Source organism: Pectinatus brassicae (genome assembly GCF_014201835.1).
GTDB classification, from domain to species: domain Bacteria; phylum Bacillota; class Negativicutes; order Selenomonadales; family Selenomonadaceae; genus Pectinatus; species Pectinatus brassicae.
The window spans coordinates 81523-107491 of the sequence record NZ_JACHFH010000002.1; the positions used below are offsets into that span (position 1 = coordinate 81523).

Consider the following 25969-nt stretch of genomic DNA (forward strand, 5'->3'; position numbering starts at 1 on the left):
ATATTTTATAATGATTCAACCGTTTTTAAGACTTCTGCAAAAAATTCATCTTCACCCATTCCCGTAAGACAGGCAAATGCATTTATAGTCGGAATACCATAATCCCCTGGTGTTAAAGGACTTGTAAATGTAATAAAATCAAATCGACCTGACTGTGCTAAATTCAATGCTTCCGTTGGCCGAGCTTCCGTTGTTGAAACCGCATAACCTTTTTCTGATAATTTTTCTTTTAGTTTCCCTGCAACCATTGATGAAGTAACTGTACCTGACCCGCAAACTGATAAAATATTAATGCTTTTCATTATATATCCCCCATTTATAAAATTAATATATTAATCCGGCCGGATTAAAAACTATTGTATTGCCTTTTCTATAATTCCTGCGATCGTTTCTTTTTTTTGTGCTTTTTCTATCTGCTGCAATAACTCTATATTTTGAAACAGCGCCATTAGCTTCTTTAATAATTCCACCTGCGATTGAGGATTCTTAACTGCTAATAAAAAAACCACTTTTACGTCAAGCACCTCATCTGGATTAATCATATTATGAAATTTAACGGGCTTACATAATCTACCTACGGCAATAGCAGCCTCATTTACATATATTGGATCTGTATGAGGTATTGCCACACAAGTACCGCCAATATTAAGTCCCGTTGGCAATACTGCTTCTCTTTTGAGCACTGCTTCTATATAGCCTTGTTTTACATACTCTTTGCCGGTCATCAATTGACCTAATTCTTTTATCACTCCCTCACCAGAATCAACTGATAAATCAATTTTTATCAACTCGGTATCCATTCATTTTTTCCCCTTTTTTTATATTAAGTCCTGAGAACATATCAGAAAATTCCTTTAAAAAAATGTCATACGATTTATTTTTAAGTAAAGATTCTACTCCGCCTAAACAGCGAATATAATCATTTAATTTTAAAAATATCGTTTCCCATAATTCTGTATTGCCTTTTTTTATGCTGAGCAAAAATATCACCTGCACAAGAAACTCTCCCCAATATACCGGTTTATCCAATATCAATACCGATATAAATGATTTATCGGTATCATTATAAATAGGATGGGGAACTGCCACTAAATTTCCGATAGCAGTCGAAGAAACCTTTTCTCGTTCGAAAACTGATTTTTGGGTCTTAACACTCATAAGTCCTGCCACAATTGCCTTCTCTGTCAAAAAATTCAATCATTCTTCTTTGCTGATAAAATTTTTAGCTGTAAAAAAATTAGCTTTAGGTAAAAAATTTTCTAAATAGCCTTTTGTTATCGTTGTACTGCCAAACACCTGTCTTTGTATTTTCTCAATATCATCTTCTTTCAATATATTATTTATCTTTATAATCTTATCTGATTTAATATTCGTAATTGGGACTGTAGTAAATATATAATCAACTTTTTGCAATAAATCATCATCCACATTATATGCTGGAATAATTTTTATAACATCCAGTTTATTTTTAAAATATTCAGTAAGCTTCGCTTTCAACAGGACCGCAATACCTAAGCCTGCTGCACAGGCAATAACAATTTTTTTTGCTGCTGTTTTCTCCTCATTTATCCCCTTTCTGCTTAACGCTGCACCAAAATGCAGTGCAATATAGCCTATTTCATTTTCATTTATATTTATATTGCCGCTTTTTTCTACAACCTTACTGGCAACGACTCCCATTTGAAATGCCAGTGGGTAATCGTTTTTTATTGTTTCCAACAATTCATTTCTTATATTCATCTGAAATTGGATACGGTTTATTGCTATTGTAAGATGCAGTGACAAGCCATCAGCTAAATATCTATCATCAGTAAAATCGATTAAAAATTCATCTTTTATTTTCTTTAATATTGAAACAACTATTTTTTTTACTTCTAAATTTTCCCTATTCGTTGCCGCATTAAAAAATTTTTTACTGACCAGCAAGCACTGTGTAATATAATATATTTCATTATAGTCAACATCAATTTTTAATACAGCATACATATATTCCAATAAATTTTTGGCAATTTCATATTCAACTGTTTTATCTATTTTTTTTACTGTGCTGATAGGATAAGAAATATTATGCCCATTTTTATCACGCACCAATGCGATTGCCATATGCAGGCACAATATATTTTTATCTGTATCGGGAATTTCCAGCTGCCCTTCACGTAAAACCTTGCTGATTATTTCATCAATAGAAATAATATCTATATCAGCTATTATTTTTTGATGGAATTTTTTACTTAAATTCATATAATCAAAAACACAGTTTCTGATCTGTACTTCTGTTCCTTCAATCTTTAGACCATTTTTCTTATAACTAATAATCTGTATATTATATTTATTTAAGTTTTTTTTGCATTTAGCAAAATATGTTTTTAGTGTCGACAAACTCACATATAGTTCGTCCGCTAACTCCATTTGTGTTATTGTTTCATCTGCTATATCCTTTTCCAATAAGCGGCAAATAATATAACTTACTGGATTTTCTGTTCTTTTTACTGTCATGTTCTGACGCAAAGTGCTGTCCAGCATTTCTTTTTTATCCCCGCTTAATACATATCCCTTTCTCGGAGCTGATTTCACCTGTACAGAGGAGCCGCTAATCATTTTTTGCAAAATTTTTATATCTGTCCTAATGGTTCTTGAAGAAACTCCTATTTGTCTGGAAATAAACTCACCACTTACACCATCGGGATAAGCTTGCAACAATTCCAATATTTCCTCTATTCTTTTCGCCTTATCCATTGTGTATCTCCCTTTGCTATTTAATTTTAACAAAGCTATTATTATTTACATAGTTTATATTTTTTCCTTATTTTCTAAATTTTTGTTTTTTTCAACGAAAGCAATCAATTTATTTCCGTAATAAAACTGTAATTACGGAAATAAATCAACTTTGCTATTAGGCAAAGAAAACGGCTTGTACATTTCTGCACAAGCCGCAAACAAAACCGCTTTTCTTTTTTATATACTTATATTACATTTTAGACAGCTTCAGATATAGTGCAATAATCTCCATAGTAAAAACTTTACTTGATTCAGCATTCATCATAATATCTTCTGCATGCACTAACAATAAATCGACTTCTGTTTTCCCTTTATCAGCTTCAGCCTGCAATAATTCAGTATGTATAGCATGGGCTTTATCAAAATATTCATCAGCAGTTTTTACTTCCTTTACTGCATTTTCAAACTCCCCCTGTTTGGCCAGCTGAATAGCCTGTAAATAACCATTTTTAGCAGTATTGGCTTCCTTTACAATATCAAGGCATACATTTTCATTATTTTTTTGTCTAGTCATCTTCACTAAGCTCCTTAGCATAAATATAGTTACTAGTCCATTAGAAACAATTTTACCTTTATCCTAGTATTTATTTCTCTATGTTCTCAGCAATTTCCTCTAAATAAGTCCAGCGTTCCATCAATTCATCCAGCTTTTTTTGTGCTGCTTTTTTATCACTATCCAGTTCTTTTATTTTTACATAATCACTGGCATTTTGTTCCATCTGTTTATCAAGAATATGTATTTTAGCTTCCGTTTCACTTATTACTGCCTCTATTTGCGCATATTCACGCTGTTCTTTATATGTAAATTTTCTAGTATTATTTACTTTTTCTTTTTTTACTGTTTTCAATACTTTATCGGTCTTTTTTTCGCTGCTGTTTTCCTCATCTGCTGCTATCATATTTTTATAATAACTGTAGCCGCCAGGATATTGCTGCAACTGACCATCCCTGCCATAGACAAAAACCTTATCTGCCAAACGATCAACAAAAAATCGATCATGTGAAACAAAAATTATTGCCCCGTCAAATTTATCAATGAACTCTTCTAAGATTGCCATCGTCTGTAAATCCAAATCGTTAGTCGGTTCATCCAGCAATAACACATTAGGTGCTGTCATCAAAATCCGCAATAAATAAAGTCGGCGCTTTTCTCCACCAGATAATCTTGCTATTGGTGTCCATTGCAAAGTGCCATCAAATAAAAATCGTTCCATAAGCTGCGAAGCCGTAATTTGGCTGCCATCAGTCAAAGTAATATAATTAGCGGCTTCTTTGATATATTCAATCGCCCGCATATTTTCATCCATGTCGATGTTTTTTTGCGTAAAGTAACCTATTTTTACCGTTTGGCCTATTTTTATAGTGCCGCTTGATGGCTGCAATTTTTCTGCCAATAAATTAAGTAATGTAGACTTACCTATGCCATTAGGACCTAATACCGCGATACGGTCGTGCCTTGTCACTGTATAAGTAAGATCCTTTATTATCAATTTATCATCAACAGCATAGGACATATTTTCTATTTCAATAACTGACTTACCTAAGCGACTTGCACCTAAAGAAATCTGCACATCTTCACGCATTAAATCAGCTTTTTGGTTTTTTACATCTTCAAAGCGCTGTATTCTCGCCTTTTGCTTAGTTGAACGGGCCTGTGCCCCACGACGGATCCATTTAAGCTCATTACGCAAAAAATTCTGCCGTTTTTGTTCAGAGGCATTTTCTCTTTCTATACGTGCTGTCTTTTGTTCTAAGAAAGAACTGTAATTTCCCGTATATACATACGATTTACCTTTATCCAGTTCCAATATTTTTGTGGCTACAGTATCTAGAAAATACCTGTCATGTGTAACAAGTATTATAGCACAATTTAAGTGTGTCAAATATTCTTCAAGCCAAGCAATCGTTTCACTGTCAAGATGATTTGTCGGTTCATCAAGTAATAATAAATCACACGGCTGTATTAATGCTGACGCTAAAGCCAGTCGTTTTTGCTGACCGCCAGACAGCTGTCCCGCTTTTTTACTAAAATCATTTATGCCCAGCTTAGTTAAAACAGCCTTCGCATCACTTTCCAGCTGCCAGCCTGACAATTCATCAATCTTTGCCGACAATTGGACTATCCGCTGCTGCTCCTTTTCATCAACTGCTCCGGTCTGCGTTTTTTGCAATAGCAGTTCATATTCACGCAGCACCTGCATCAAAAGCTGACTGCCGCGGAAGGTCTCCGTTAGAACTGTATTTTCTGGGTTTATCTTTTTATCCTGGGAAAGATATTCAATACGAATATTCTTCATACTGATAAATTCACCTTTATCTATGGGAATATTACCCGCTACTGCTTGGATCAGTGTTGATTTACCCGTTCCATTAACACCAACAATACCAATTTTATCCCCATTATCCACCGAAAAAGTTATATCTTCAAACAGTACTTTTTCGCCATAGCTTTTAGCCAAATTTTCTATAGTTAAAATCATTTTTATTCTTCCTGTCATACTTTTATTAATGTTTTTATTATAACATATAATATTTGGCTGTATTTTAATTACTTTCACGAATGATACAAATTATTTAGTTTTTGATTAGCCGTACCGAATTTCTTTCCGCCAGCTTAGGCGCAAATTTAACACCAGCCATCTCCTTTAACTGTGGATTATTTATTAATTGTATCAATTGTTTAGCTGCTACTATCCCTAATTTTTCTTTTGGATGGACAAATGATGTCAGCCCTATACCCTCACTTGAAGAAATCTCGACATTTAAATCGTCGAAACTAATAATCGATATCTCCTCAGGTATATTTTTACCAATACTTTTAAACATGCTAATTATAGTTTTGGCCATTTGATCGTTATAACAGATAATTGCTGTAGCATCCTTGAACCTATTTAAAATCACCTGAGTAAGATCGCCTTTTTTTATATCTTCAATGTCTTCTGTTGTATACCAAAAAGTATATGCTTTACACTCATCATATTTTTTTAGGATATTCATCGCACCTGAGTACCTAAGCTGCCCCTGCATATCATCCGCCTTAAAGATACCGGCAATTTTACAATGCCCATGCTCAATTAAATATTGTGCGGCCTGTTCTCCACAATTATAATCATCCATGCAAACGCTAGGAACTTTTGGTTCTACATTGGCCGCAGCATGAATTAATATATATGGAATTCCTATATCTCCTATACGCCTGTATAATTTTTGATTTACGAACGGTATCCCACTTTTAGCCGGTTCGATTATAAGTCCGTCAATATTACTTTGCAAAAAAGTATTGCATACATCATATTCCTTATCTGTTTTATTATAAGTAAACGCCAATTGCATAAAATAGTCATTTTGGGTTAGTACTTTTTCTATACCTTTTATTATGCTGGGAAATATATAATCATCAATATAAGTCAAAACCACCCCAATATTCTTTGTGTTCTTTTTATATTGTGATTTTGCCGATAAAACATAGGTTCCGCTGCCGCGGCGTCTTTCCAGCAGGCCTTCACTCTCCAATACGCTTGTTGCCTGGCGAACAGTTTGCCTGCTTATTGAAAATTTTTGTCCCAGCTCATTTTCCGATGGCAGTTTTGTTCCTTGTATTAAGTGACCGCTTAAAATCTGACTGCGTATCCATTCCATCAATTCGATATACTTTGGTCCATCTGATTCGATCATGAAATCACCGTCCCTTTTCTCAAATTCATCATTAATTATATGATTTTCAAAAACATTCTCAGCTTACGGTCTTAATATTATCATACAAATTTAAATATCTTCCATATTAATTCGTGAATAATTTGTATTTTCGTAATTTTATATACACAGCTCATTATAAACGTAATACAAATAATATGCTATATATATTTAAAAAAATTTAAATTTTTTAAATTTTTCAAATTTTTCTCATTTTACTATTGAAATAAGTATTTAAAACTTGTATGATATTATTAGTTAAAAAGAAGGTTGAGTGACATCATTGTCGGAAATTTTATTCTTTTTTAGAAAAGAGGTGCATTATATTCGTGTTACTCCACCTTTAGAATCCATATTATATCAAGGGGTGAAATCATGAAAAAGGTTTTAAGTATTGTAGTAGGATTATTGCTGTTAACTATGGCTATTGGCTGTGGCAGCAATACCTCCTCTGACAAATCATCAGCAGGCAAGGGTGATAAACAAATTGTAATGGGCTTTTCGCAAATTGGTGCCGAATCTGAATGGCGCACAGCCCATACCAAAGATATCAAACAAGCTGCTCAAGATGCTGGTATCAAACTTATCTTTTCTGATGCACAACAAAAACAGGAAAACCAAATCAAGGCTATTCGTTCCTTCATTGCCCAAGGCGTTGATATAATCGCCTTCACACCAATTGTTGAAACAGGCTGGGACACTGTATTAAAAGAAGCCAAAGATGCAAAAATTCCTGTAATCATTGTCGATCGTGATGTTAAATTAAATGATGATTCCTTATACGTTGCCAAAATCGGTACCGATTCCGTTACCGAAGGTCAAAACGCCTTCAAATGGATTGATGAATATATGAAGAAACAAAACAAAAAGCCTCGCGATGGCGGCGATAAATTTAACATCGTAGTTTTAGAAGGCACCGTTGGTTCCTCTGTTGCCGTTCGTCGTTCCCAAGGCTTCACTGAAGCTATGAAAGCTTCTCCTGATGCCAGCAAATACGAAATTTTGGCATCGCAAACCGGTGAATTCACCAGACAAAAAGGACAGGAAGTAATGGAATCCTTCTTAAAATCCTATGGTGATAAAATTGATATTCTCTTCGCCCAAAATGATGATATGGCTTTAGGCGCTATCCAGGCAATCGAAGCTGCTGGTCTAAAACCTGGTAAAGACATCACCATCATTTCTATCGATGGTGTTAAAGGTATCTTCCAAGCTATGATTGAAGGAAAATCAAATTGTACTGTAGAATGCAATCCTCTCCAAGGTAAATTACTGATGGAAACTGCTAAAAAAATCTTAAAGGGCGAAAAAGTTGAAAAGAACGTATTCGTAAAAGAAGGCGTATTCCCAGCTGACACCGCCAAAGACACTCTTCCTAGCAGAAAATACTGATATCCAGATTAAATAACGACCGCTACTTAGACAAATTAAGCTTGTAATAAGTATCGGTCGTTTTATAATATCCAAATTATGAAATGAGGTGAAAATATGGGTGATACTATATTAAAAATGCGTCATATTGACAAAATATTTCCTGGCGTAAAAGCCTTATCCAATGTTGATTTCAACCTGCAGTCCGGCGAAGTTCATTCGATAATGGGCGAAAATGGTGCTGAAAAATCCACCTTGATTAAAGTGCTGACCGGCGTATATCCACGCAATAATGGAACCGTTACATTATATGATAAAGAAATTTTTCCTAAGACACCAAAAGAGGCACAAACTCTCGGTATATCAACTGTTTACCAAGAAGTAAACCTTTGCCCTAATTTAAGTGTAGCTGAAAATATTTTTATCGGCCGTGAACCGCGTAAATTTGGCTTTATAGATTGGCGGCAAATCAATAAACGCTCCCAGGAATTGCTACATACTTTTAATATTGATATTGATGTAACTAAAACCCTGGATAATTTTCCCGTAGCTATCCAACAAATGATTGCTATTGCCAGAGCTGTTGAAATTGATGCCAAAATACTTATTCTCGATGAACCTACCTCCAGCCTTGATGAAGAAGAAACAAAACGACTATTCACCATTATCCGTGAGCTAAAAAAACGCAATATGGGAATAATCTTTATTTCGCATTTTCTCGAGCAAATATATGAATTATGTGACCGTATTACAATTCTTCGTAACGGCGAACTAGTCGGTGAGTATATTACCACTGAACTTCCCAAAGTTGAGCTTGTTGCCAAAATGGTCGGCAAAGATTTAGACAGTGTAAAAGAATTTGATAAAGCTGCCGCCAAGAGCATTCCTTCTGATCAGCTTTTTCTTGAAGCCAATAATATTAATTGCATTGGCAAGCTAAATCAAATGGATCTTACTATTCATAAGGGCGAAGTCATCGGACTAGCTGGTTTATTAGGCTCAGGGCGTACGGAAACAGCGGAAATCTTATTTGGCATAAACCAAATAAATAAGGGCGAACTAAAAATACACTCCGATAAAGTGCAGCTTTCTAATCCCATGAAAGCTATGCAGAAAAAAATTGCCTTTTGTCCTGAAGACAGAAAATTGCAGGGCATAATCGGTGATCTAAGTGTGCGCGATAATATCATCCTTGCCCTGCAGGCTAAAGAAGGCATGTTCCGCCATATTCCTTACCAAAAACAGGTCATGCTGGCTGATGACTGCATTAATTTATTAAAAATAAAAGTTTCTGACCGTGAACAATTAATAAAAAATCTCAGCGGCGGCAACCAGCAAAAAGTAATCATCGCCCGCTGGCTGATTACAGAACCTGAGCTGCTAATTCTTGATGAACCTACTCGCGGTATTGATGTAGGCACCAAAAGTGAAATCCAAAAAATGGCCGTAACCTTAGCCAAAACCAAGGGCATGTCTGTTGTCTTTATTTCCAGTGAAATGGATGAAATGATCCGCACCTGTACCAAGTTGATTATTTTGCGTGACCATAAAAAAGTCGCCGAAATAGAAAATGAAGAAATTTCTTCTGAAAACATCATGAAAGCTATTGCCGGAGGTGAAAATTAATGAATAAATTCAAAAAAATTACTTCCAGCTCTATGTTTTTGCCACTATTTGCCTTAGGCATATTACTGTTATTCAATATTGTTTTTGTAAATGATTTTCTGGCTATCAGCATGGAAAACGGCCACTTATACGGACGTCTTATTGATATCCTGAGTCGTTCATCTTCTTTGATAATTTTATCCTTAGGTATGACCTTTGTTATCGCCACCAGTGGCATTGATATCTCTGTAGGTGCAGTAGTCGCAATTTCCGCTGCTATTTGTTGTATGCTTATCGGCGGACGTGGTGACGGTATACCTGAGCATCCCATGATTTTAGCAATGCTCGCTGGTATTGGCATCGGCGTTATCTGCGGTATTTGGAACGGTCTACTGGTATCAAAAATAAAAATCCAACCCGTTGTTGCCACCCTTATTTTAATGGTTGCCGGACGCGGCATCGCCCAGCTCTTAACCCAGGGACAAATCATTACCGTTTACTACAAACCATTTAGCTATATTGGTGCCAATATTCCCGGCAGTATTTTACCAACACCTATCTTCATTGCCGCTCTTATGGTTTTACTTGTCATTCTTATATTGAAAAAAACTTCATTAGGACTTTTCATCCAATCTGTTGGTATCAATCCCACCGCCAGCCGTTATGCCGGCATAAATGTTGTTTTAATAATATTTCTTGTCTATGCTTTCTCCGGCTTTTGTGCCGGCGTATCCGGTCTTATCGAAAGTTCTCTGATACGTGCAGCTGATGCCAATAATGCCGGTCTTAACATGGAAATGGACGCCATTTTAGCCGTAGCCTTAGGCGGCACATTACTAAGCGGCGGCAAATTCTATATTGGCGGCAGTATTATCGGCGCTATCACCATCCAGACACTTACTACCACCATGTATGCTATCGGGGTATCTTCTGACCAGCTGCCAGTAGTCAAAGCTATTACCGTTATTATTTTGTGTTTAGTCCAATCCAAAAAATTCCAGACTGTATTTAACAGCTGGAAAAATAAACGACAAAGCCAAAAGGTGGTGGATAGAACATGAACATTCGCAGCCGTCTAAGTACAGCTATAGCCTCCCAATACTTTCCCTTTTTTGTTACGGTAAGCTTATTTATAATCTTATATATTGCCGGTATAATGAACTATCGTGGTTTTACTCATGCCCAGGTTTTCTACAACCTTTTTATCGATAATGCTCCTTTAATCATAGTAACCGTCGGGGTTACTTTTACCTTATTAATTGGCGGCATTGATCTTTCAGTGGGCTCGGTTGTGGCCTTAGTCTGCATGTCACTGGCTTATTTACTAAAGAATACCTCCATACCTGTTTTTGCCGCTGTTCCCTTAGTACTATTGATTGGTATAGCCGTTGGTTTTATCCAAGGCTATTTGATTACCATGTTTGACATGCAGCCATTTATTATTACATTGGCTGGTATGTTTTTCTGCCGCGGCTTAACAGCAGTTATTTCCCGTAATACCATAATAATCGATAATCCCGCCTATGCTGCATTAGCCAGTGAGCGCATCCGAATTTTTGATACCGGTTTCATTTCAGTTGGTGCTATAGTAGCTATTATTGTACTGATACTGGCTACTATCTTCCTAAAATACACTAAAACCGGCCGAACAATTTTTGCCATCGGCGGCAGCGAAAGTTCCGCATCCTTAATGGGGCTGCCTGTATTTAAGACCAAGATTCTTGTCTATATAATAAGCGGCTTTTGTTCTGCCCTTGCCGGCATTGTTTATTCCTGGATAATGCTTTCGGGGTATACCCTGCATGGCTTAGGCATGGAAATGGATGCTATTGCTTCCTCGGTAATTGGCGGTACTTTATTAACAGGCGGTGTAGGTTTTATGCCAGGAACATTATTTGGTGTTTTAATCCAAGGAATTATTCTGACATTTATAACCTTCCAGGGCACCTTATCCGCTTGGTGGACAAAAATAGTTGTCGGTGCGCTATTATGCGTGTTCATTATTATGCAGGCACTTATCACTGAGCATAAAAACAAATTATCTTCATCAAGCTCTATTAAGTCGGATAAATAATGTAAGGAGGTATTATTTTGGTCGGACTTGTAATAGTTTCTCACTTAAACAGTATTGCTGAAGGCGTATGCCAAATGAGCCAAAAACTCTCCGCCAAAGACTTAGTTATTATTCCTGCTGGCGGCAAAGCCGATGGCAGTTTTGGTACCGATAACAAAAAAATTTGTCAGGCCATCAAGGATGCTGACAATGGTCATGATGGTGTTATTGTCATCACTGATGTCGGCAGTGCCATAATTTCAGCAGGACTTGCCCTTACGGCCCTGCCGTTTGAATTAGCTCATCGAGTAAAAATTGCTGATGCCCCTATTTTAGAAGGTGCTATTGCCGCTGCAGCCAAAGCCAGTGAAAATGCTGATCTTGAAGCTGTACTGCTGGCGGCTGAAAATGCCAAATCTATTCCTAAAAGCACCCCTTAATAATGTAATGAATTTTTATCTAAATAAATTCTCTCTAACACAAAAAGGCTGTCGCACATTAATTACTTTATGCGACAGCCTTTTAAAATTTGAGTGTTAAATATATTATTCATAATGCGTCCACATGCGATAAATTTTAACCGTTTTTTCTACTTCAACAACATCATAAACTAAACGATGCTGTACGTTAATGCGTCTAGAATAAAATCCCGTTAAATCACCTACAAGTTTTTCATATGGTGGTGGATTTTCGAATGGATTTTCTTTTATAACCTCGATTATGTTTTTTGCCTTTTTATCTAAATTAGCACTTTTTAGTTTTTGAATGTCTTTGATAGCCTTTTTATGATACAAAATCTTATACAATTACCATTCTACCTCATCTTCGCTAACAAAGTCTGAAGCCGGAGCCTTTTTGGCTTTTAATAAGTCCTGTTTCAGGCCCTGAACTGATGATATATATAATGTTTCCATCAAATTATTGTAATCATCCGCACTAATCATTACAACGTCGCCATCTTTAGTGTTTACCGTTGCTACCTGATTATATTTTGCTACTTGTTCAAGCGTCCCATATAAATTTTTTCTGAAATTTGAAGCATTAGCCGTTATCATAACAATCACCTCTATAAAAATTATAACGTACTCAATATCGTACGTCAATATATTGTTAAAAATCAGCCTCATAATATTGACAAAAATATCTTTTGTGCGTATCATCTTAGTCACACTAATTATTAATGAGGTGATATTTTTGAAAGACTACAGACTTACCGGTCATATTTTAGCGTTATTTACGGCTATAATCTGGGGCACCACCTTTGTTTCCACCAAATATCTGCTAACTGTATTTTCTCCCGTGGAAATCTTATTCATTCGCTTTTTAGTTGGCTTTATCAGTTTATGCCTGATTTATCCACATGATTTGCTTAATTTTAATAAAAAGCACGAACTGTATTTTGCTGCGGCCGGACTAACCGGAATTACATTATATTACTTGCTGGAAAATATCGCCTTAACATATACCTTTGCCTCGAACGTTGGTATTATTGTATCTGTTTCACCTTTTTTTACGGCTTTTTTAGCGCATATATTTTTATCAAATGAACATTTGCGTCCAGCCTTTTTACTCGGTTTTCTTTTTGCTATTATAGGTATTATTATGATATCACTTAATGCCAATGCCGCTTTCCATCTTAACCCGCTTGGTGATATATTAGCTGTTTTAGCAGCATTTGTCTGGGCTATATACTCTATTATCACCAAACAAATTTCATTAATGAACTACAATATCATAACCGCCACCCGCAAAATGTTTTTTTATGGCCTGTTATTCATGCTGCCCATCGCCTGGCAGCAAAATATCTCAATTGATTTATCCTTATTCAAAAATACCGGCTATCTTTTCAATATACTATTTTTAAGTATTGGTGCATCTGCCATTTGCTTTATAACTTGGAACATGGCAATTGCCCGTCTGGGTGCTACCAACTGCAGTGCCTATATTTATTTAATTCCTATTGTAACCATAATAACCGCCCTGCTGTTTCTTAATGAAAAGCTCACTGTTATTACGGCCTGCGGCTGCCTGCTGACCCTATCTGGTCTTTTAATATCAGAAAATAAATTTCATTTTTCCGTCAGGAAAAAAAGCCTGCATTAATACAAAAACCTTATGGAATTTTCCATAAGGTTTAATTTTTACTGGTGGGGCTAACAGAATTCGAATCTGTGACCTTTACGATGTCAACGTAACACTCTAACCAACTGAGCTATAGCCCCTTATTAAATTATGCTCTACTAATATATTATAGTTTTATTTGTTTGTCAATCTTTTGTTTTGTTACAATATCTGCTACAATCTGAACTATACTATTTTACATAATATCAATTAAAAAGAAGGAATTTTTATGGATATGAAAGCCTTACGCCCAGCCTGGGTGGAAATTGATTTAGACCAGCTGGCACAAAACATGCGGGAAATCCGCCGTTTAACGCAAAAAACTGCCCAATTAACTGCTGTTATCAAGGCCAACGCCTACGGTCATGGTGCCTGCGAAACAGCACCACTGCTGTTAGCCAATGGTGCTGACCGTCTTGCTGTTGCTGAACTCGATGAAGCCATAGAACTCCGCTTACATAAAATAACCGCACCCATACTTATTTTAGGTCCGGTATTTCCTGAGCAGGCTAAAGAAGCCGTACTTTACGGTATTGATATACCCGTTTTTGATTATGCTACTGCTAAAGCTTTTTCTGATGAAGCTGTACGACAACATCGTCAAATCCGTTTTCATATAAAAATTGACAGTGGCATGGGACGTATCGGCTTTCAGCCCAATGAACAAAGCCTCAATGAAATTGAACGTATCAGTAAACTGCCCAATATAGTTATGGAAGGTATCTTTACTCATTTCGCCACTGCTGACTGTCTTGATAAATCATATACCAATGAACAATTCCGCCGCTTTAAATATATGTATGATAGTCTGGCGCAAAGAAATATTCATATCAATACCCGCCATTGTGCCAACAGCGCCTCGATCATTGATTTGCCGGACTATCATCTTGATATGGCCCGGGCTGGTATTATTCTTTATGGACTTGCCCCTTCTAATGAAGTTGATATAACAAAAACAGCCTTGAAACCAGTAATGTCCTTTAAATGCCGTATTACCCATATTAAACAGCTGCATGCTGGTGACAGCGTCAGCTATGGGCGTAAATTCATTGCTGATAAAGATTGTATTATTGCTACCCTGCCGGTAGGTTATGCCGATGGCTATACACGTATGCTCTCGGGCAAAGCCCATGTTCTTATCCACGGGCAAAAAGTTCCTGTTATTGGCAATATCTGCATGGATCAATGCATGGTTGATATCAGTAATATTGATAATGTACATATTGGTGATGAAGTCATTTTATTTGGCAGCCAAAATAACCAATCAATAACTGCCGATGAACTAGCTGATGAACTTGGAACGATTAATTATGAAATAGTATGCATGATGGCTCGCCGTCTGCCACGCATATATATTAAAAACAATAAACCAGCTTTTTGCAAAAATTATTTATATTAAAATATAGCTATAACTAAAGACCAGCACAGATAACTATCTTCTCTGTGCTGGTCTTTAGTTTATCACTTCTTAGTATATATCTTTATTTATTATTTTATACTTTATTTACGGCATATTCCTGACAGATTTCCAACATAGCTTCAGCAAAAGTTTTAGCTGGAACTGGCTTAAATACAATTTTCTTTTTTTGCGTAGCAATTAATCTGTTTTTATCAGTATAAATATTTATATCACTATCGGCATATGTATGATTTTTTACATCAAACTGCATATTGATTTCACATGATAAAACTTTTTCGCCCTTTTTTAATTTATCTGCATATTTATTCTGCAGCTTATTTAAAATTTCTTTATTTGTAAAAATAGTCTTTACATCTACTGCTACTTTATTCTTATCCTGTTGGCCTTTTTTATCCTGTACAAACTGCATGGAATCAATGGCATAAGCATAAATCCCCACATTATTTTCTAAAATCAAGGCCCAGCGGGCAGCTTCCACTTCCTCTGCTGAAGGCTGCGGCTGTACACTGATATGCCAGTCCAATGGATTTTGATTTTCTGTTGTTTTTACTGCTGCATATGCATTTGTAGTCACAATAAATAAACAGCACAAAAAGGCTATTATTGTTTTCATAATTCGTACTCCCATTAAAAATAATATTTTTGCATTTTTCTCAACAAATATATAAAGTACGGCGTTCCCAATATTGCCGTCATTATTCCTACTCTTATTTCCGTTGCTGGCAAAATAATACGCCCCAAAGAATCACAAATTACCAAAAACGCACCACCGGCTAAAGCACTGGCTGGCAATAATATACGATGATCAGGGCCAATCAGCAGTCGCATCATATGTGGCACAACTAAACCAACAAACCCGATATTGCCGCTTACACAGACTGATGTTGACGTAACCATAGCTGCCAAAAATAACAATCCCATACGAAAAACCATTACCGGCATTCCAACATTTTTAGCTTCGGTTTCACCTAGCACCAGTATGTTCAAATGACGTGACAATAAAAATATTATTGCCATACCTATCAAGATAGGACCTGCAGCTATATATACATGAAGCCAACGCCGATAATCCAATCCGCCGATAATCCAAAACAAATAGCTTTGCAGTTTCTGTTCATTTATAATAGTCAATATGCCTGATGTCAAGGCACCCAACAGCATACTTACTGCTATCCCCGCCAGCAATAATGTCATAACTGCGATTTTACCATTACGCATTGATAAAAACACCGTTAATACTACTGCCAAAATACTGCCAGCAAAAGCAAAGGCCGGCAAAAAAAATGCATTTTGTGCCGATAATCCCAAGGCTATAGCGAGCACCGCTCCCATAGCTGCCCCTGACGATACCCCAATCATACTTGGTCCAGCCAAAGGATTACTAAATACCCCCTGCATTACTGCGCCTGAAATTGCCAATGCCGCCCCTACCAATAAGCCAATAATCATACGTGGCATACGAATAAACCATATTACAGCCGCCTGCTGCGCATTAAAATCGCCACTTTTTACTGGCAATCCTATATGATAAGCAATTATCGCCAAAGTATTTTTCATTGGTATATCTATCTGCCCGCATGTCAGCGAAAAACAAGCCACTATTACTAAAAGAACAGTTAATCCTGATAGAAAAAACCTATTTTTTTGTTTTCTAGCCGACATATATTTCTGCCTCAGTTTCTTTCTAATTTTAATTTTCTATTATAATATAACAAAAAAGACAGTTATATCAGTAATTCATAATATCATACAAATTTTACCAATATAACTGTTTTTAAGCAATCAGAAAGAATATTTTACACCAAGTTCAAAATTACGACCCGGCATCGCGTACCAGTAGCTACCTGTTGGTGTGCCCGCCGTTCCACCTTCATCATAATACTGATTAAATATATTGTTCAATTTAGCATAAATAGTTATATTTTCAGTTGCTTTATAATCAGCTCCCAAATTCCATACCCAATAAGTAACATATGCACCATGATCAGCATTTATACCTTTTTTCCCTTCACGGTTTATTACTCCACGTGTATTTATATAGGCATCCAGTTTATTATTATCGGTATAATTCAAACCCAATGTCCAAACACTTTCCGGCAATAATCCATTATTATTAGGATTTTTTCCATCTAAAGCTTCAATATGCAAATAAGTATATCCCAAATCTGCACTAAGATTTTTATTGAACTTTTTATTTAACGATAAATTAAATCCATCTGATTCTTGTTCTCCAGTATTGTAATACCTATATGAATCATCATATCTAATCATATTATCAGCATGCTGACTAAATACATGAAAATCTCCACTAAGATTATCATTAAAGATATGATTAACGCCCAATTCCCAGGTACGTCCCTCTTCTGGATTTAAATCTCTATTACCATACCATGTAGAATATAGCTGAAATAATTTAGGTGCTACAAAAAACCGCTTATAACTTACATAGTAATTTGTATTCTTATCACTATTATAGCCTAAAACAAAACTAGGGATAGCATGATCTCCATATATAGAATTTTTATTATAGCGTATACCCGATGTTAAATTCCATTTAGAAGTTATATTCCATTGATCCTGCAAAAAATAAGCCCGATTTGAAATAGATATATTATTGAACACATCTGATGTATCATCATAGTGGTTAATCTTATCTGAGTAATAGTCAACACCTCCTATCAAAGTATGATTGTCAGTTTTATATGTCAGCTGATCATTATACCCTTCAGTAGTTAAATCCATATACCAAGGATAACTGCCATTATATGCATCCCTTAAAACACTATTATTTCTGAACAATGAAAAAGTATTCTCCAACCTATCCGTTATTTTTTGTTTATACTGCAGACTTATTTTTTCATTATCTTTTGTCCCATAATCTACTGTTGGATCCATGGTGCCAATATCCGGTCTTTGATATTCTGATTTATATTTTTGGTAATCAAAAACAATATCAGCTTTATCACTGATTTTCTTGCCAAGTTTAAAATTAAGCGTTTCAGAATTTATATCATTTACAACATTATGTCCTTTTGCATCTTTATAATCACCCATACGCCGTTTCTGTGCATCTAATGACCAATAATATCTATTGGCACGGCCATAGTTTGCTACATTATACTGTTTCTTGCCATAGCTTCCCATTGAGGTACTAATATCTGTTTTTACTCCATCCTTGAGCATCTTTCTAGTTATAACATTAATTACTCCGCCCTCGGCATCTGCACCATATAGAGTAGAAGCTGAACCTTTCAATACTTCAATTTTTTCAATAGAATCCATATTAATAAATTCATCTACTGGGGCTTTTGTAGATGATGATCCATTAGTATTCATTCTCATCCCATCTATTAAAAAAACCACGTTAGATGAACCATTTATGTAAATCCCATTAGAACTATAATTTTCTCCAGTTGCACTTTGACTTTCAATATTAACCCCGGGAACATGGCGCAAGGCATCACTTACATTTATATAATGATGTTTTTCAATATCCGCTTTTGTGATAACCGTAATATCAGCATTAGCCGTAAGCTCTTTCTGCGGTGTTCTTGTTGCTGTTACTACAGTATCACCCAAACTAAATGTCTGTAAATCATCCTGGTCCTGCGCATAGACAGCAGGTGTTGTGCCCAAAATTAAACTACCTGTAACTAAAACTGACAATATTGTCGTACGATTCCAATACCTTTTCACTGTTATTACTTCCTTTGTTAATTAATAAATTTTAGAAACTTCTTTCATAGGTAAATGTAACATTAGCCGGCAATGTATAATATTCATGATTATTTATAACATCATCACGATTAAAAAGATTTCGGCCTACTATTTTAAAACAATCAATCTCAGTAGGTTTATACTGCAAAGTAAGCGTAAAATCGCAGCTGTTCGCCAAATTATGATCAGTTGATGACGAAGATGTACGTTCATAATTATAATAAGCTGGTTCTCGATCAAGATAAGCAAAAATACGGGCATCGGTCATAAATTTATCTTTATTATAATTAGCTCCCAGATTAATTACATATTTAGATGAATCCTGACTCCATTTCCCATCATCATTGGAATACGCTTTGGGGTTCTGAATTGTAAACCCCAGATCTGTTGATAAATTTTTATCAATTTTTTGTTTATAATTAAATTCAAGTCCTGCATTTTTCCATTTATCATGATTGCGCATAATACTTGCTCCGCTATCAGTTTTATCCCAGTAAAATTTATTATTAACTGTCATATAGAAAATATCTGTAGTTATAGCTTTATGTTTATCTTCAATTTTATGTCCGATTTCATAGGACCAACCCGATTGCGGTTTTAAATCAGAATTTATCACAAAATTGCTGTTATAAGAAAATCCTGAACTCATGCTTGGCATCTCAAATGATTTCCCAACATTAAAATAATATGATGACTTGTCATTTACTTTATATAATCCCTGAATTTGCGGCAGAATCTGTGTATCACTGCTTTGATACTGTGAGCTTGTTACATGGTACTCACGGGCACCAAAGATAAAACTCAATTTATCCGTTGCCTGCCAATCATAAGATTGATATAACGAATAACTGTCGCGATTGTTTTTTGTTGTTACAGCCGCAGCTGATTTTGTATATTTTAAAGCTTCCCTTGCATAATTAGCTCCTATTATTAATGAATCCTTATCATTTCTCAAATCTAATTTCTTTTGTACATCAAAATTAGCATTATAACCAAAATATTTTACATCAGTATAATGTGAAGGATATGATTTATCATATATGGTACTTGAATTGTATGTATTATAACCAGCAACAGCTTTTATCCCGGTATCCTGATCATCATATACCAAGGTATAGTTATTATTTGTCGTTTCAATATTACTTAAATATTTCATGTTGGCAATATAATCAGTAAACGAACCTGTCTCATATTTAGCTTTACTATTAGTATGTCCATAACTGAAATTTAAATGTTTAGCCAGATTGGCATCAAAATACATTTGCTCAGAACTTTTATCTTTTATGTTTAAGGCTTTTCCTGAACCAGTTGTACCCGGATGCTCTACATCAAAAAAATCATCACTAATTGTTTTTTTAATCCCTAAGTCAAATACATCTGTCTGTACATTTATTGCTGATCCTTCCAGTCTGCTGCCAGCTGTAACAGAAACCTTACCCGATATTTTGCTGGTTTTTACTGGCTTTTTAGTAATAATATTTATTACCCCACCCATGGCCTGCGGTCCGTATAATACGGAATTAGCACCTTTTACAATCTCAATTCTTTCTACCTGATCTATAGGTATATTACTAAGCGACGCGTGATTCATATAATTGCAGGGATTTCCATTTATTAGAACCAGCGTACCATCATCTATGCCACGTAATTTTATCCTTGACATCATCGCCCCATAGTCACTGCCATCATCCTGATAACTGTAAGCATTCGCCTGTGCTAAAGCCTTTACTGCTTCAAAAACGCTACTGTAGCCCCCGTCTTTTATTTGTTTGGCTGTTATTATCTGGGCATTAGCCGGAGTATTAATCATTGTTTTAGGTATTCTTGTTGCTGTTACCACCGTATCCTCTAGACTAAATGTCTGAATATCCTGATCTGTCTGTTTCTGTGCCTGCACCTTTGCTAAGGGCAGTAATACCATACTGATTGTTAGTACTGTCGAGATTGTTAGTCCTTTCCAATTGTTATACATAAATTACCATTCCTTAAATATATTTTATATTCTATTATTTATAGAATTATTTATTAAATTTATTTATAAAAACATACAAAAACGCAGTAAAAATCTACTGCGCGCTCCTTTTTTCTGCTTTATAACAAACACTGTCGTAGTATAAACTATATAGTTCGTATATAGTCAATATCTTTTCACAGGAATTGCTAACCATAATTTAATATGTTATATTAACAACGAATGGCAGGTGCGAAAATGAAACAAACTGAACATAATAATTATTTTACCAGCGGCGAATTAGCTAATTTATATAGAATCCCTAAGCAAACTCTGCTCTATTATGATAAAATTGGTCTGCTAAAGCCCGAGTTTATCAGCAGCAATGGCTATCGTCACTATAATATACATCAATATTTAACTTTGGAAATTATTATTAATTTACGTAATCTTGATATTCCAATAGTTGAGATCAAAGAATATCTCGCTAATAGATCTCTGGAAAACTTTATCAAATTAATTGATAAAAAAAGTTCTCAATGCCTGAAAGAAATTTCCAGCCTGCAAAAAACATATCAAAGTCTTTCCTTAGTTAAACAAAATACCCTAAATATAAATAATATTATTCTTGACCAGATATTACTTACTTCTGAACCGGCTAAAAATCTTTGTTTAACCCATATAGAAAATAATCAACTGGGAAAAAATATAATAAAAATGACTGCTCGGCATGTCTATAAAATATTCTCCAAAAATGAATTTAGAGAAAAAAATGTTGGCTGGGTTATAAATAAAAATGATTTTTTTTCTAATATCTATAATAAGTCTATTGCTTTTTATTCTATTTATGATACTGAGGAATATTTAAACAACCATTCCATTTATATACGCCCTGCTGGTCTTTATATCTCTATGGTATTTAAGGGCACTTATTATGAAAAAGCCCCTCAGCTAATGCCTAAATTGAATAATTTTATGAAAATTAATAACCTCATACCAGTAAGTGATATTTTTGTAATGCCGCTAAAAAATCATTGGCTTACTACTGATGTATCCCAGTACATAAATCAATTAACTATCCATGTACAAAATAAAACCACTGTTTAATAAAAACATTTTATTAAACAGTGGTTTTATTTTAATCAACAACTGATAAATGCATATTATCAGGAAAATTAAATTCGCTGCCATATACACATCGAGCAATTTCTTGAATACCAAAAACAATATCCTGCGAAACGTTATAAATATACCCTTCCCTTGGATATATTAATTTCTTGTCTTTTATGGCCTTTATTGTCTGTAATGAGGGATCTAAAAGATATTTTTGATTATACTTTTCTATATTAAAAGTTCCATGATCATTATATGTAGGCATTAATAATATATCCGGATTAATTTTTACCAATTCTTCTTTTGTCAACGCCTCTCCATTATGTATTCCGGCTGTAGCTGCACCATTAATAACTCCAGCAGATCTGCATTCGTCATCAAATGCCGATCCGATACCACCATATGCAGACATTAATGAAATAAGCACTAATTTTTTACGTTTATCTTCAGGAATCTTATCAACTTTATTTTTTATATCTGCCAGTTTCTTATCCATAAGGGCAATTAATTTTATTCCTTTATTATGCTCACCTAATGCATCAGCTATAATCTGTATTGAAATTTTAACATCCTGTATATTTTTCGCTCCAGGAACTACAACTACATTAAGTCCCATATCACGTAAATTATTTACTTTTGCCAAATCTCCCCAATTCGGAACAATTACTATATCAGGTTTCAACGAATATATTTTTTCTACCGATGGATTTTTAATTTTTATATTAATATTTTTTACCAGTCCAGAAACATTCGAACTTGTAGAATCATCCAACAAATAATTAACTGCCACTAGTTTTTCTGGTTTAACTAACCCTAATACAATTTCATCGGTACTCATAGATAAAGTTAATATTCGCTTAGGTCTAGATGAAAACTCCACAGTCGTGCCTTGACTGTCAACAACAGAATATCGACCGTCCTGATTTTTTATTGCAGCAGTATTGCTGTCACAACCTGCTAATAACATAGCACAATATATTATTAATAATATACTCATATATATTCCTATTATTGTTTTTTTCTGCATGTATTACTCCTTTCTCTTTAATTAGCTTAAACTATATATTTCCCACTGATACAAATTGTTGTTTTAAAAGATTATCTAAATCAGTAAAATTATCGTATATTAGTTCATGCACCACATATTCCGGCTGCACATAATTAAATATTTTTTGTACTACTTTATTAGTAAATGGCCGATGTTGATCTAAAGAAATAATATGCTTCATCAGATCCGCTTTCTCTATGTTATCCGGCAAACAATGGTTAAATGACTGCTGATATTCACCAGATAATGAGCAGCTTAGATGAAGTCCCTTTATGACCTGAGACTCCTCATGCAGTTCAGATATAATCCTGCAGACATAGTCGACCGCTTCTGTTTGTGTTCTTATTAATGGATTCGTATTCATTAAATGACCTGTATCAAGTATAATACCAATATTTTTTTTATTAATAAGCGAAAGAAATCGTTTTATAATATCCTTATCCAATAATCGCAAGCCCGGCCAGCACAAATTTTCAAATAAAATCCATACATTTGAGGGTATATCTGAAACCACCTCATTAAAAACCTCTGCAGCGGCAGCTACTACTTCCATATCTGTATGTTTAAATTTAAATGTATAAGTTTCTTCTTCACTGCAATCTGCAATATGCCAAACAAGATATTCTGGTTTTTGGGTAAGTGCTGCTTTAATATTAGTTCTTATTTTTTCTATCCATTCATGTCTATTTTTCACAACAATAGTCTTATTCGATTTATTATATTTCCAAAATTCAAGCCATTGAGGCCAGTATGCTAAATGAACTCCCACACTAATGTCAGCATATGATTTTAACAGTAATTGCCCATTATATATATACTGCTCCACACCATCTAATTTATGTTGCAATAAATATTGTTCCAAATCAATATTTTTATTTTCCAGTTCTCTTTCATACCATTGTATCGCACAATAATTCAATAAGTTTTTCATAATTATTTGTTATAATAAACTATATACCCCCTATATAGTCAATTAAAATATATTAGAAACATATCCTGTAATAATTTTTTTCGTTGTTGTTCTCTGTTCATATCACTTTTTACCGCTATTTCAATATTATTACTATTATCATCATACAATACTCGTATAGGTACCTTGTATGCTATACTAAGCAATTTTTCTGTAAAAACCTCTTTTGGCGAACCCTCAGCTAAAACTTTATTGTTTCCTAACAATAAAATGCGTGAACAATATTTAGCTGCCAAATTTAATTCATGCACAATCATTACTACAGTCTTCCCTATTTGTGCCAGTTCTCGTACAAAACGAAAAATTTCCTCCTGATAAACCATATCTAAACCTGTTGTCGGCTCATCCAAAAATAAAATTGGTGTTTGTTGTGCCAATATTTTTGCTAATAAAATGCGCTGTTTCTGCCCTCCAGAAACTTCATTTACAGGGATATCTGCCAACTCTAAAGTCCCAGTATACCGCATGCATTCCAACGCCAATTTTTCATCTTTTTCAGCCTCATTTTGCCACCATTTCAAATAAGGATAGCGTCCTGACAAAACTAGTTCTTTACCGGTATAACCAAAACCCACATATACATCCTGCTGTAGATACGCTATTAATTTAGCTAACTCCCGTTCACTATAATCTAAAATATTTTTATTAAAACACTTTATTTCTCCACCTATCTGCGGAATTATTCCTCGTAATGTCTTTAAAAATGTACTTTTCCCTGTTCCATTTGGTCCTATAATTCCTACTACCTCCCCCTTATTTATTGTAGTATTAATATTGGATATAATATTTTTATTCTTATAGCCAATTGACAAATTTTCAATTTCTATGATACTTTCTATGATAAAACACTCCTTAATATATTTTATCTACAGTAAACACTTTCACACAAAATACTATTGTACTATTAACATATATCTATTTTTCAAACAAAAAAACTGGCTAATTGCCAGCAGACAGCTTCATTATATAATTTAAAAAGAATAATATCAATATCCTATTATTTGTTAAGATATATGGTTCTTGACAAATATCATAAAGCTTTATATTATATGTAGTAGATTTTATTATTGATAATAATTATTATCACATAAACAAACAGGTGCTTAACGCTTAATAGAAAAGTACGGTCAACACCGTCGCGGTCCCGCCGCTGTAAAGGGGAATCATTGTGCATCAATGCCACTGGGAAACTGGGAAGGCGCACTATGGTAATGATCCCGAGCCAGAAGAACTGCCTGTTTAAAAATCACCGTTATACTCACGAGCGATGGGAATGGGGATTATCTTTCATGATAGAAATTTATCTTATCAGCAAAGAGTACATTCTTATCGGAAATGTACTCTTTATTTTTTTAGAAAGGTAATATTATGCTATCATTTTCGTATAATAAAACAGCTTGGTTCACTTCGTTATTTATACATCTGCTTTTATTTATTTCATTGGCATCCGCTGGTTTTTTCTCTGTTAATCATGTTAATGCCAATCCTGATACTACAATTTATATCGTTGATAATAATTCAACATATTTATCTTCTGGCGGCTCTAATAATGAAGGTACCTCTGCCAATACTAATGCTATAACCTTATCAGCATCACAAAATAATGTTTCTGACACAGAAAATCCATCGGCTGCACAAGTATCAACAACTGTTACTTCTTTAACAAAACATTATGCACTCACTGAGCATAATGCTTCTGGTACTGCTGCAGGCACGCAATATGCAGGAAATAGTACTGGCAATGGTACTGGTACAAATTCTGGTGCTGCATCTGGAAATGGACAAGGTTATGGCTCCGGCAGTCATCCCGGTAATGGAAGTACTTCTAATCCCGATGCACTTCGTGTCAGCATCCCACCACGGCCTACTAATTCTCCTGCCCCAATTTATCCCGACAGCATGCGAACTTCGGGCTTAGAAGGCACTACATCTTTAACCATGCTCATAAGTGCTTCCGGTCACGTAGAAAATGTTACTATTACAAGTTCCTCTGGACAAACCGCCTTCGATAATGCTGCTATTAACGCTGCTTATAAATATAAATTTGTCCCCGCCCGCAACAGTCGTAATCAAAACGTACGTTGCCGCATCTCAAAAAATTTTACTTTTCATCTAAATAATTAATAATT

General features: G+C 34.9%; 25 protein-coding genes, 1 tRNA gene and 1 riboswitch. Of the genes, 9 read left to right on the plus strand and 17 right to left on the minus strand.

Annotated features, from left to right (window positions below; genetic code table 11):
* Positions 1-5: 5 nt before the first annotated feature.
* The 7 genes from HNR32_RS01350 to HNR32_RS01380 form a co-directional block, all read right to left on the minus strand.
* Positions 6-302 carry a PTS sugar transporter subunit IIB gene (locus tag HNR32_RS01350; RefSeq protein ID WP_183858986.1) on the minus strand — a complete coding sequence of 99 codons (297 nt, stop codon included), beginning with the start codon at positions 300-302 and terminating at the stop codon, positions 6-8.
* A 51-nt stretch (positions 303-353) separates the two neighbouring features.
* On the minus strand, positions 354-800 hold the full coding sequence (locus HNR32_RS01355; RefSeq protein WP_183858987.1) for a PTS sugar transporter subunit IIA: 447 nt from the start codon (positions 798-800) through the stop codon (positions 354-356).
* Complete coding sequence (locus HNR32_RS01360) at positions 775-1188, minus strand: PTS sugar transporter subunit IIA (protein WP_183858988.1); 414 nt, start codon at positions 1186-1188, stop codon at positions 775-777. Before HNR32_RS01360 ends, HNR32_RS01355 begins: the two co-directional genes overlap by 26 nt.
* 9 nt (positions 1189-1197) lie before the next feature.
* On the minus strand, positions 1198-2736 hold the full coding sequence (locus HNR32_RS01365) for a BglG family transcription antiterminator (protein WP_183858989.1): 1539 nt from the start codon (positions 2734-2736) through the stop codon (positions 1198-1200).
* 232 nt (positions 2737-2968) lie between these two features.
* The gene (locus HNR32_RS01370) at positions 2969-3292 is read right to left on the minus strand and encodes a PTS sugar transporter subunit IIA (protein ID WP_183858990.1); all 324 of its coding nucleotides are present in this window, start codon (positions 3290-3292) and stop codon (positions 2969-2971) included.
* Positions 3293-3362: 70 nt separating this feature from the next.
* On the minus strand, positions 3363-5258 hold the full coding sequence (locus HNR32_RS01375; protein ID WP_183858991.1) for an ABC-F family ATP-binding cassette domain-containing protein: 1896 nt from the start codon (positions 5256-5258) through the stop codon (positions 3363-3365).
* Positions 5259-5352: 94 nt separating this feature from the next.
* Positions 5353-6453: a GntR family transcriptional regulator gene (locus HNR32_RS01380; protein ID WP_183858992.1), complete on the minus strand. Its 1101-nt coding sequence runs from the start codon at positions 6451-6453 to the stop codon at positions 5353-5355.
* A 393-nt stretch (positions 6454-6846) separates the two neighbouring features.
* Here HNR32_RS01380 and HNR32_RS01385 point away from each other — a divergent pair, with 393 nt between their 5' ends.
* The 5 genes from HNR32_RS01385 (at position 6847) to dhaM (ending at position 11940) form a co-directional block, all read left to right on the plus strand.
* Positions 6847-7863, plus strand: a complete 1017-nt coding sequence (locus HNR32_RS01385) for an ABC transporter substrate-binding protein (RefSeq protein WP_183858993.1) — start codon at positions 6847-6849, stop codon at positions 7861-7863.
* A 96-nt stretch (positions 7864-7959) separates the two neighbouring features.
* On the plus strand, positions 7960-9468 hold the full coding sequence (locus tag HNR32_RS01390) for a sugar ABC transporter ATP-binding protein (RefSeq protein ID WP_183858994.1): 1509 nt from the start codon (positions 7960-7962) through the stop codon (positions 9466-9468).
* Positions 9468-10508: an ABC transporter permease gene (locus tag HNR32_RS01395; protein WP_183858995.1), complete on the plus strand. Its 1041-nt coding sequence runs from the start codon at positions 9468-9470 to the stop codon at positions 10506-10508. The genes HNR32_RS01390 and HNR32_RS01395 overlap by 1 nt, the downstream gene beginning before the upstream one ends.
* Positions 10505-11521 carry a galactofuranose ABC transporter, permease protein YjfF gene (yjfF, locus tag HNR32_RS01400; RefSeq protein ID WP_183858996.1) on the plus strand — a complete coding sequence of 339 codons (1017 nt, stop codon included), beginning with the start codon at positions 10505-10507 and terminating at the stop codon, positions 11519-11521. The genes HNR32_RS01395 and yjfF overlap by 4 nt, the downstream gene beginning before the upstream one ends.
* A 17-nt stretch (positions 11522-11538) precedes the next feature.
* Entirely contained in the window at positions 11539-11940 is a 402-nt protein-coding gene (gene dhaM / locus HNR32_RS01405; RefSeq protein WP_183858997.1) for a dihydroxyacetone kinase phosphoryl donor subunit DhaM, read from the plus strand.
* A gap of 105 nt (positions 11941-12045) precedes the next feature.
* On the opposite strand, the gene HNR32_RS01410 is transcribed toward dhaM, so the two are convergent.
* Both HNR32_RS01410 and HNR32_RS01415 read right to left on the minus strand, forming a co-directional pair.
* Positions 12046-12306 carry a Txe/YoeB family addiction module toxin gene (locus HNR32_RS01410; RefSeq protein WP_183858998.1) on the minus strand — a complete coding sequence of 87 codons (261 nt, stop codon included), beginning with the start codon at positions 12304-12306 and terminating at the stop codon, positions 12046-12048.
* The gene (locus tag HNR32_RS01415; RefSeq protein WP_183858999.1) at positions 12307-12555 is read right to left on the minus strand and encodes a type II toxin-antitoxin system Phd/YefM family antitoxin; all 249 of its coding nucleotides are present in this window, start codon (positions 12553-12555) and stop codon (positions 12307-12309) included.
* A 139-nt stretch (positions 12556-12694) separates the two neighbouring features.
* Here HNR32_RS01415 and HNR32_RS01420 point away from each other — a divergent pair, with 139 nt between their 5' ends.
* Positions 12695-13603, plus strand: coding sequence for a DMT family transporter (locus HNR32_RS01420; RefSeq protein ID WP_183859000.1), 909 nt, complete (start codon positions 12695-12697; stop codon positions 13601-13603).
* 42 nt (positions 13604-13645) lie between these two features.
* Here the strand turns inward: HNR32_RS01420 and HNR32_RS01425 are convergent.
* Positions 13646-13722: transfer RNA gene (locus HNR32_RS01425), tRNA-Val, on the minus strand.
* A gap of 128 nt (positions 13723-13850) precedes the next feature.
* On the opposite strand from HNR32_RS01425, the gene alr reads away from it, so the two are divergent.
* Positions 13851-15020 carry an alanine racemase gene (alr, locus tag HNR32_RS01430; RefSeq protein ID WP_231038116.1) on the plus strand — a complete coding sequence of 390 codons (1170 nt, stop codon included), beginning with the start codon at positions 13851-13853 and terminating at the stop codon, positions 15018-15020.
* A 94-nt stretch (positions 15021-15114) separates the two neighbouring features.
* On the opposite strand, the gene HNR32_RS01435 is transcribed toward alr, so the two are convergent.
* The 4 genes from HNR32_RS01435 to HNR32_RS01450 all read right to left on the minus strand — a co-directional run bounded on the left by HNR32_RS01435 (position 15115) and on the right by HNR32_RS01450 (position 20730).
* Positions 15115-15654 carry a hypothetical protein gene (locus tag HNR32_RS01435; RefSeq protein ID WP_183859001.1) on the minus strand — a complete coding sequence of 180 codons (540 nt, stop codon included), beginning with the start codon at positions 15652-15654 and terminating at the stop codon, positions 15115-15117.
* A gap of 14 nt (positions 15655-15668) precedes the next feature.
* Entirely contained in the window at positions 15669-16703 is a 1035-nt protein-coding gene (locus HNR32_RS01440; RefSeq protein ID WP_183859002.1) for a FecCD family ABC transporter permease, read from the minus strand.
* Between the two features lie 120 nt (positions 16704-16823).
* Positions 16824-18737, minus strand: coding sequence for a TonB-dependent receptor plug domain-containing protein (locus HNR32_RS01445; RefSeq protein WP_183859003.1), 1914 nt, complete (start codon positions 18735-18737; stop codon positions 16824-16826).
* 31 nt (positions 18738-18768) lie between these two features.
* The gene (locus HNR32_RS01450) at positions 18769-20730 is read right to left on the minus strand and encodes a TonB-dependent receptor plug domain-containing protein (RefSeq protein WP_183859004.1); all 1962 of its coding nucleotides are present in this window, start codon (positions 20728-20730) and stop codon (positions 18769-18771) included.
* A gap of 237 nt (positions 20731-20967) precedes the next feature.
* Between HNR32_RS01450 and HNR32_RS01455 the strand changes: the two genes are divergently transcribed.
* Positions 20968-21816, plus strand: a complete 849-nt coding sequence (locus HNR32_RS01455) for a MerR family transcriptional regulator (protein WP_183859005.1) — start codon at positions 20968-20970, stop codon at positions 21814-21816.
* Positions 21817-21847: 31 nt separating this feature from the next.
* Here the strand turns inward: HNR32_RS01455 and HNR32_RS01460 are convergent, their stop codons facing one another.
* The 3 genes from HNR32_RS01460 to HNR32_RS01470 are packed head-to-tail and all read right to left on the minus strand — an operon-like array spanning position 21848 to position 24652.
* Entirely contained in the window at positions 21848-22849 is a 1002-nt protein-coding gene (locus HNR32_RS01460) for an ABC transporter substrate-binding protein (RefSeq protein WP_196611109.1), read from the minus strand.
* A 31-nt stretch (positions 22850-22880) separates the two neighbouring features.
* Positions 22881-23801 (minus strand): apurinic/apyrimidinic endonuclease family protein, encoded by a 921-nt coding sequence (locus tag HNR32_RS01465; protein WP_183859006.1) that lies wholly within the window; start codon positions 23799-23801, stop codon positions 22881-22883.
* Between the two features lie 38 nt (positions 23802-23839).
* Positions 23840-24652 (minus strand): ABC transporter ATP-binding protein, encoded by an 813-nt coding sequence (locus HNR32_RS01470; protein ID WP_196611110.1) that lies wholly within the window; start codon positions 24650-24652, stop codon positions 23840-23842.
* A 268-nt stretch (positions 24653-24920) separates the two neighbouring features.
* A riboswitch (cobalamin riboswitch) is annotated at positions 24921-25093 on the plus strand.
* A gap of 115 nt (positions 25094-25208) precedes the next feature.
* Here HNR32_RS01470 and HNR32_RS01475 point away from each other — a divergent pair.
* Complete coding sequence (locus HNR32_RS01475) at positions 25209-25964, plus strand: energy transducer TonB (RefSeq protein ID WP_183859007.1); 756 nt, start codon at positions 25209-25211, stop codon at positions 25962-25964.
* Positions 25965-25969 lie beyond the last annotated feature (5 nt).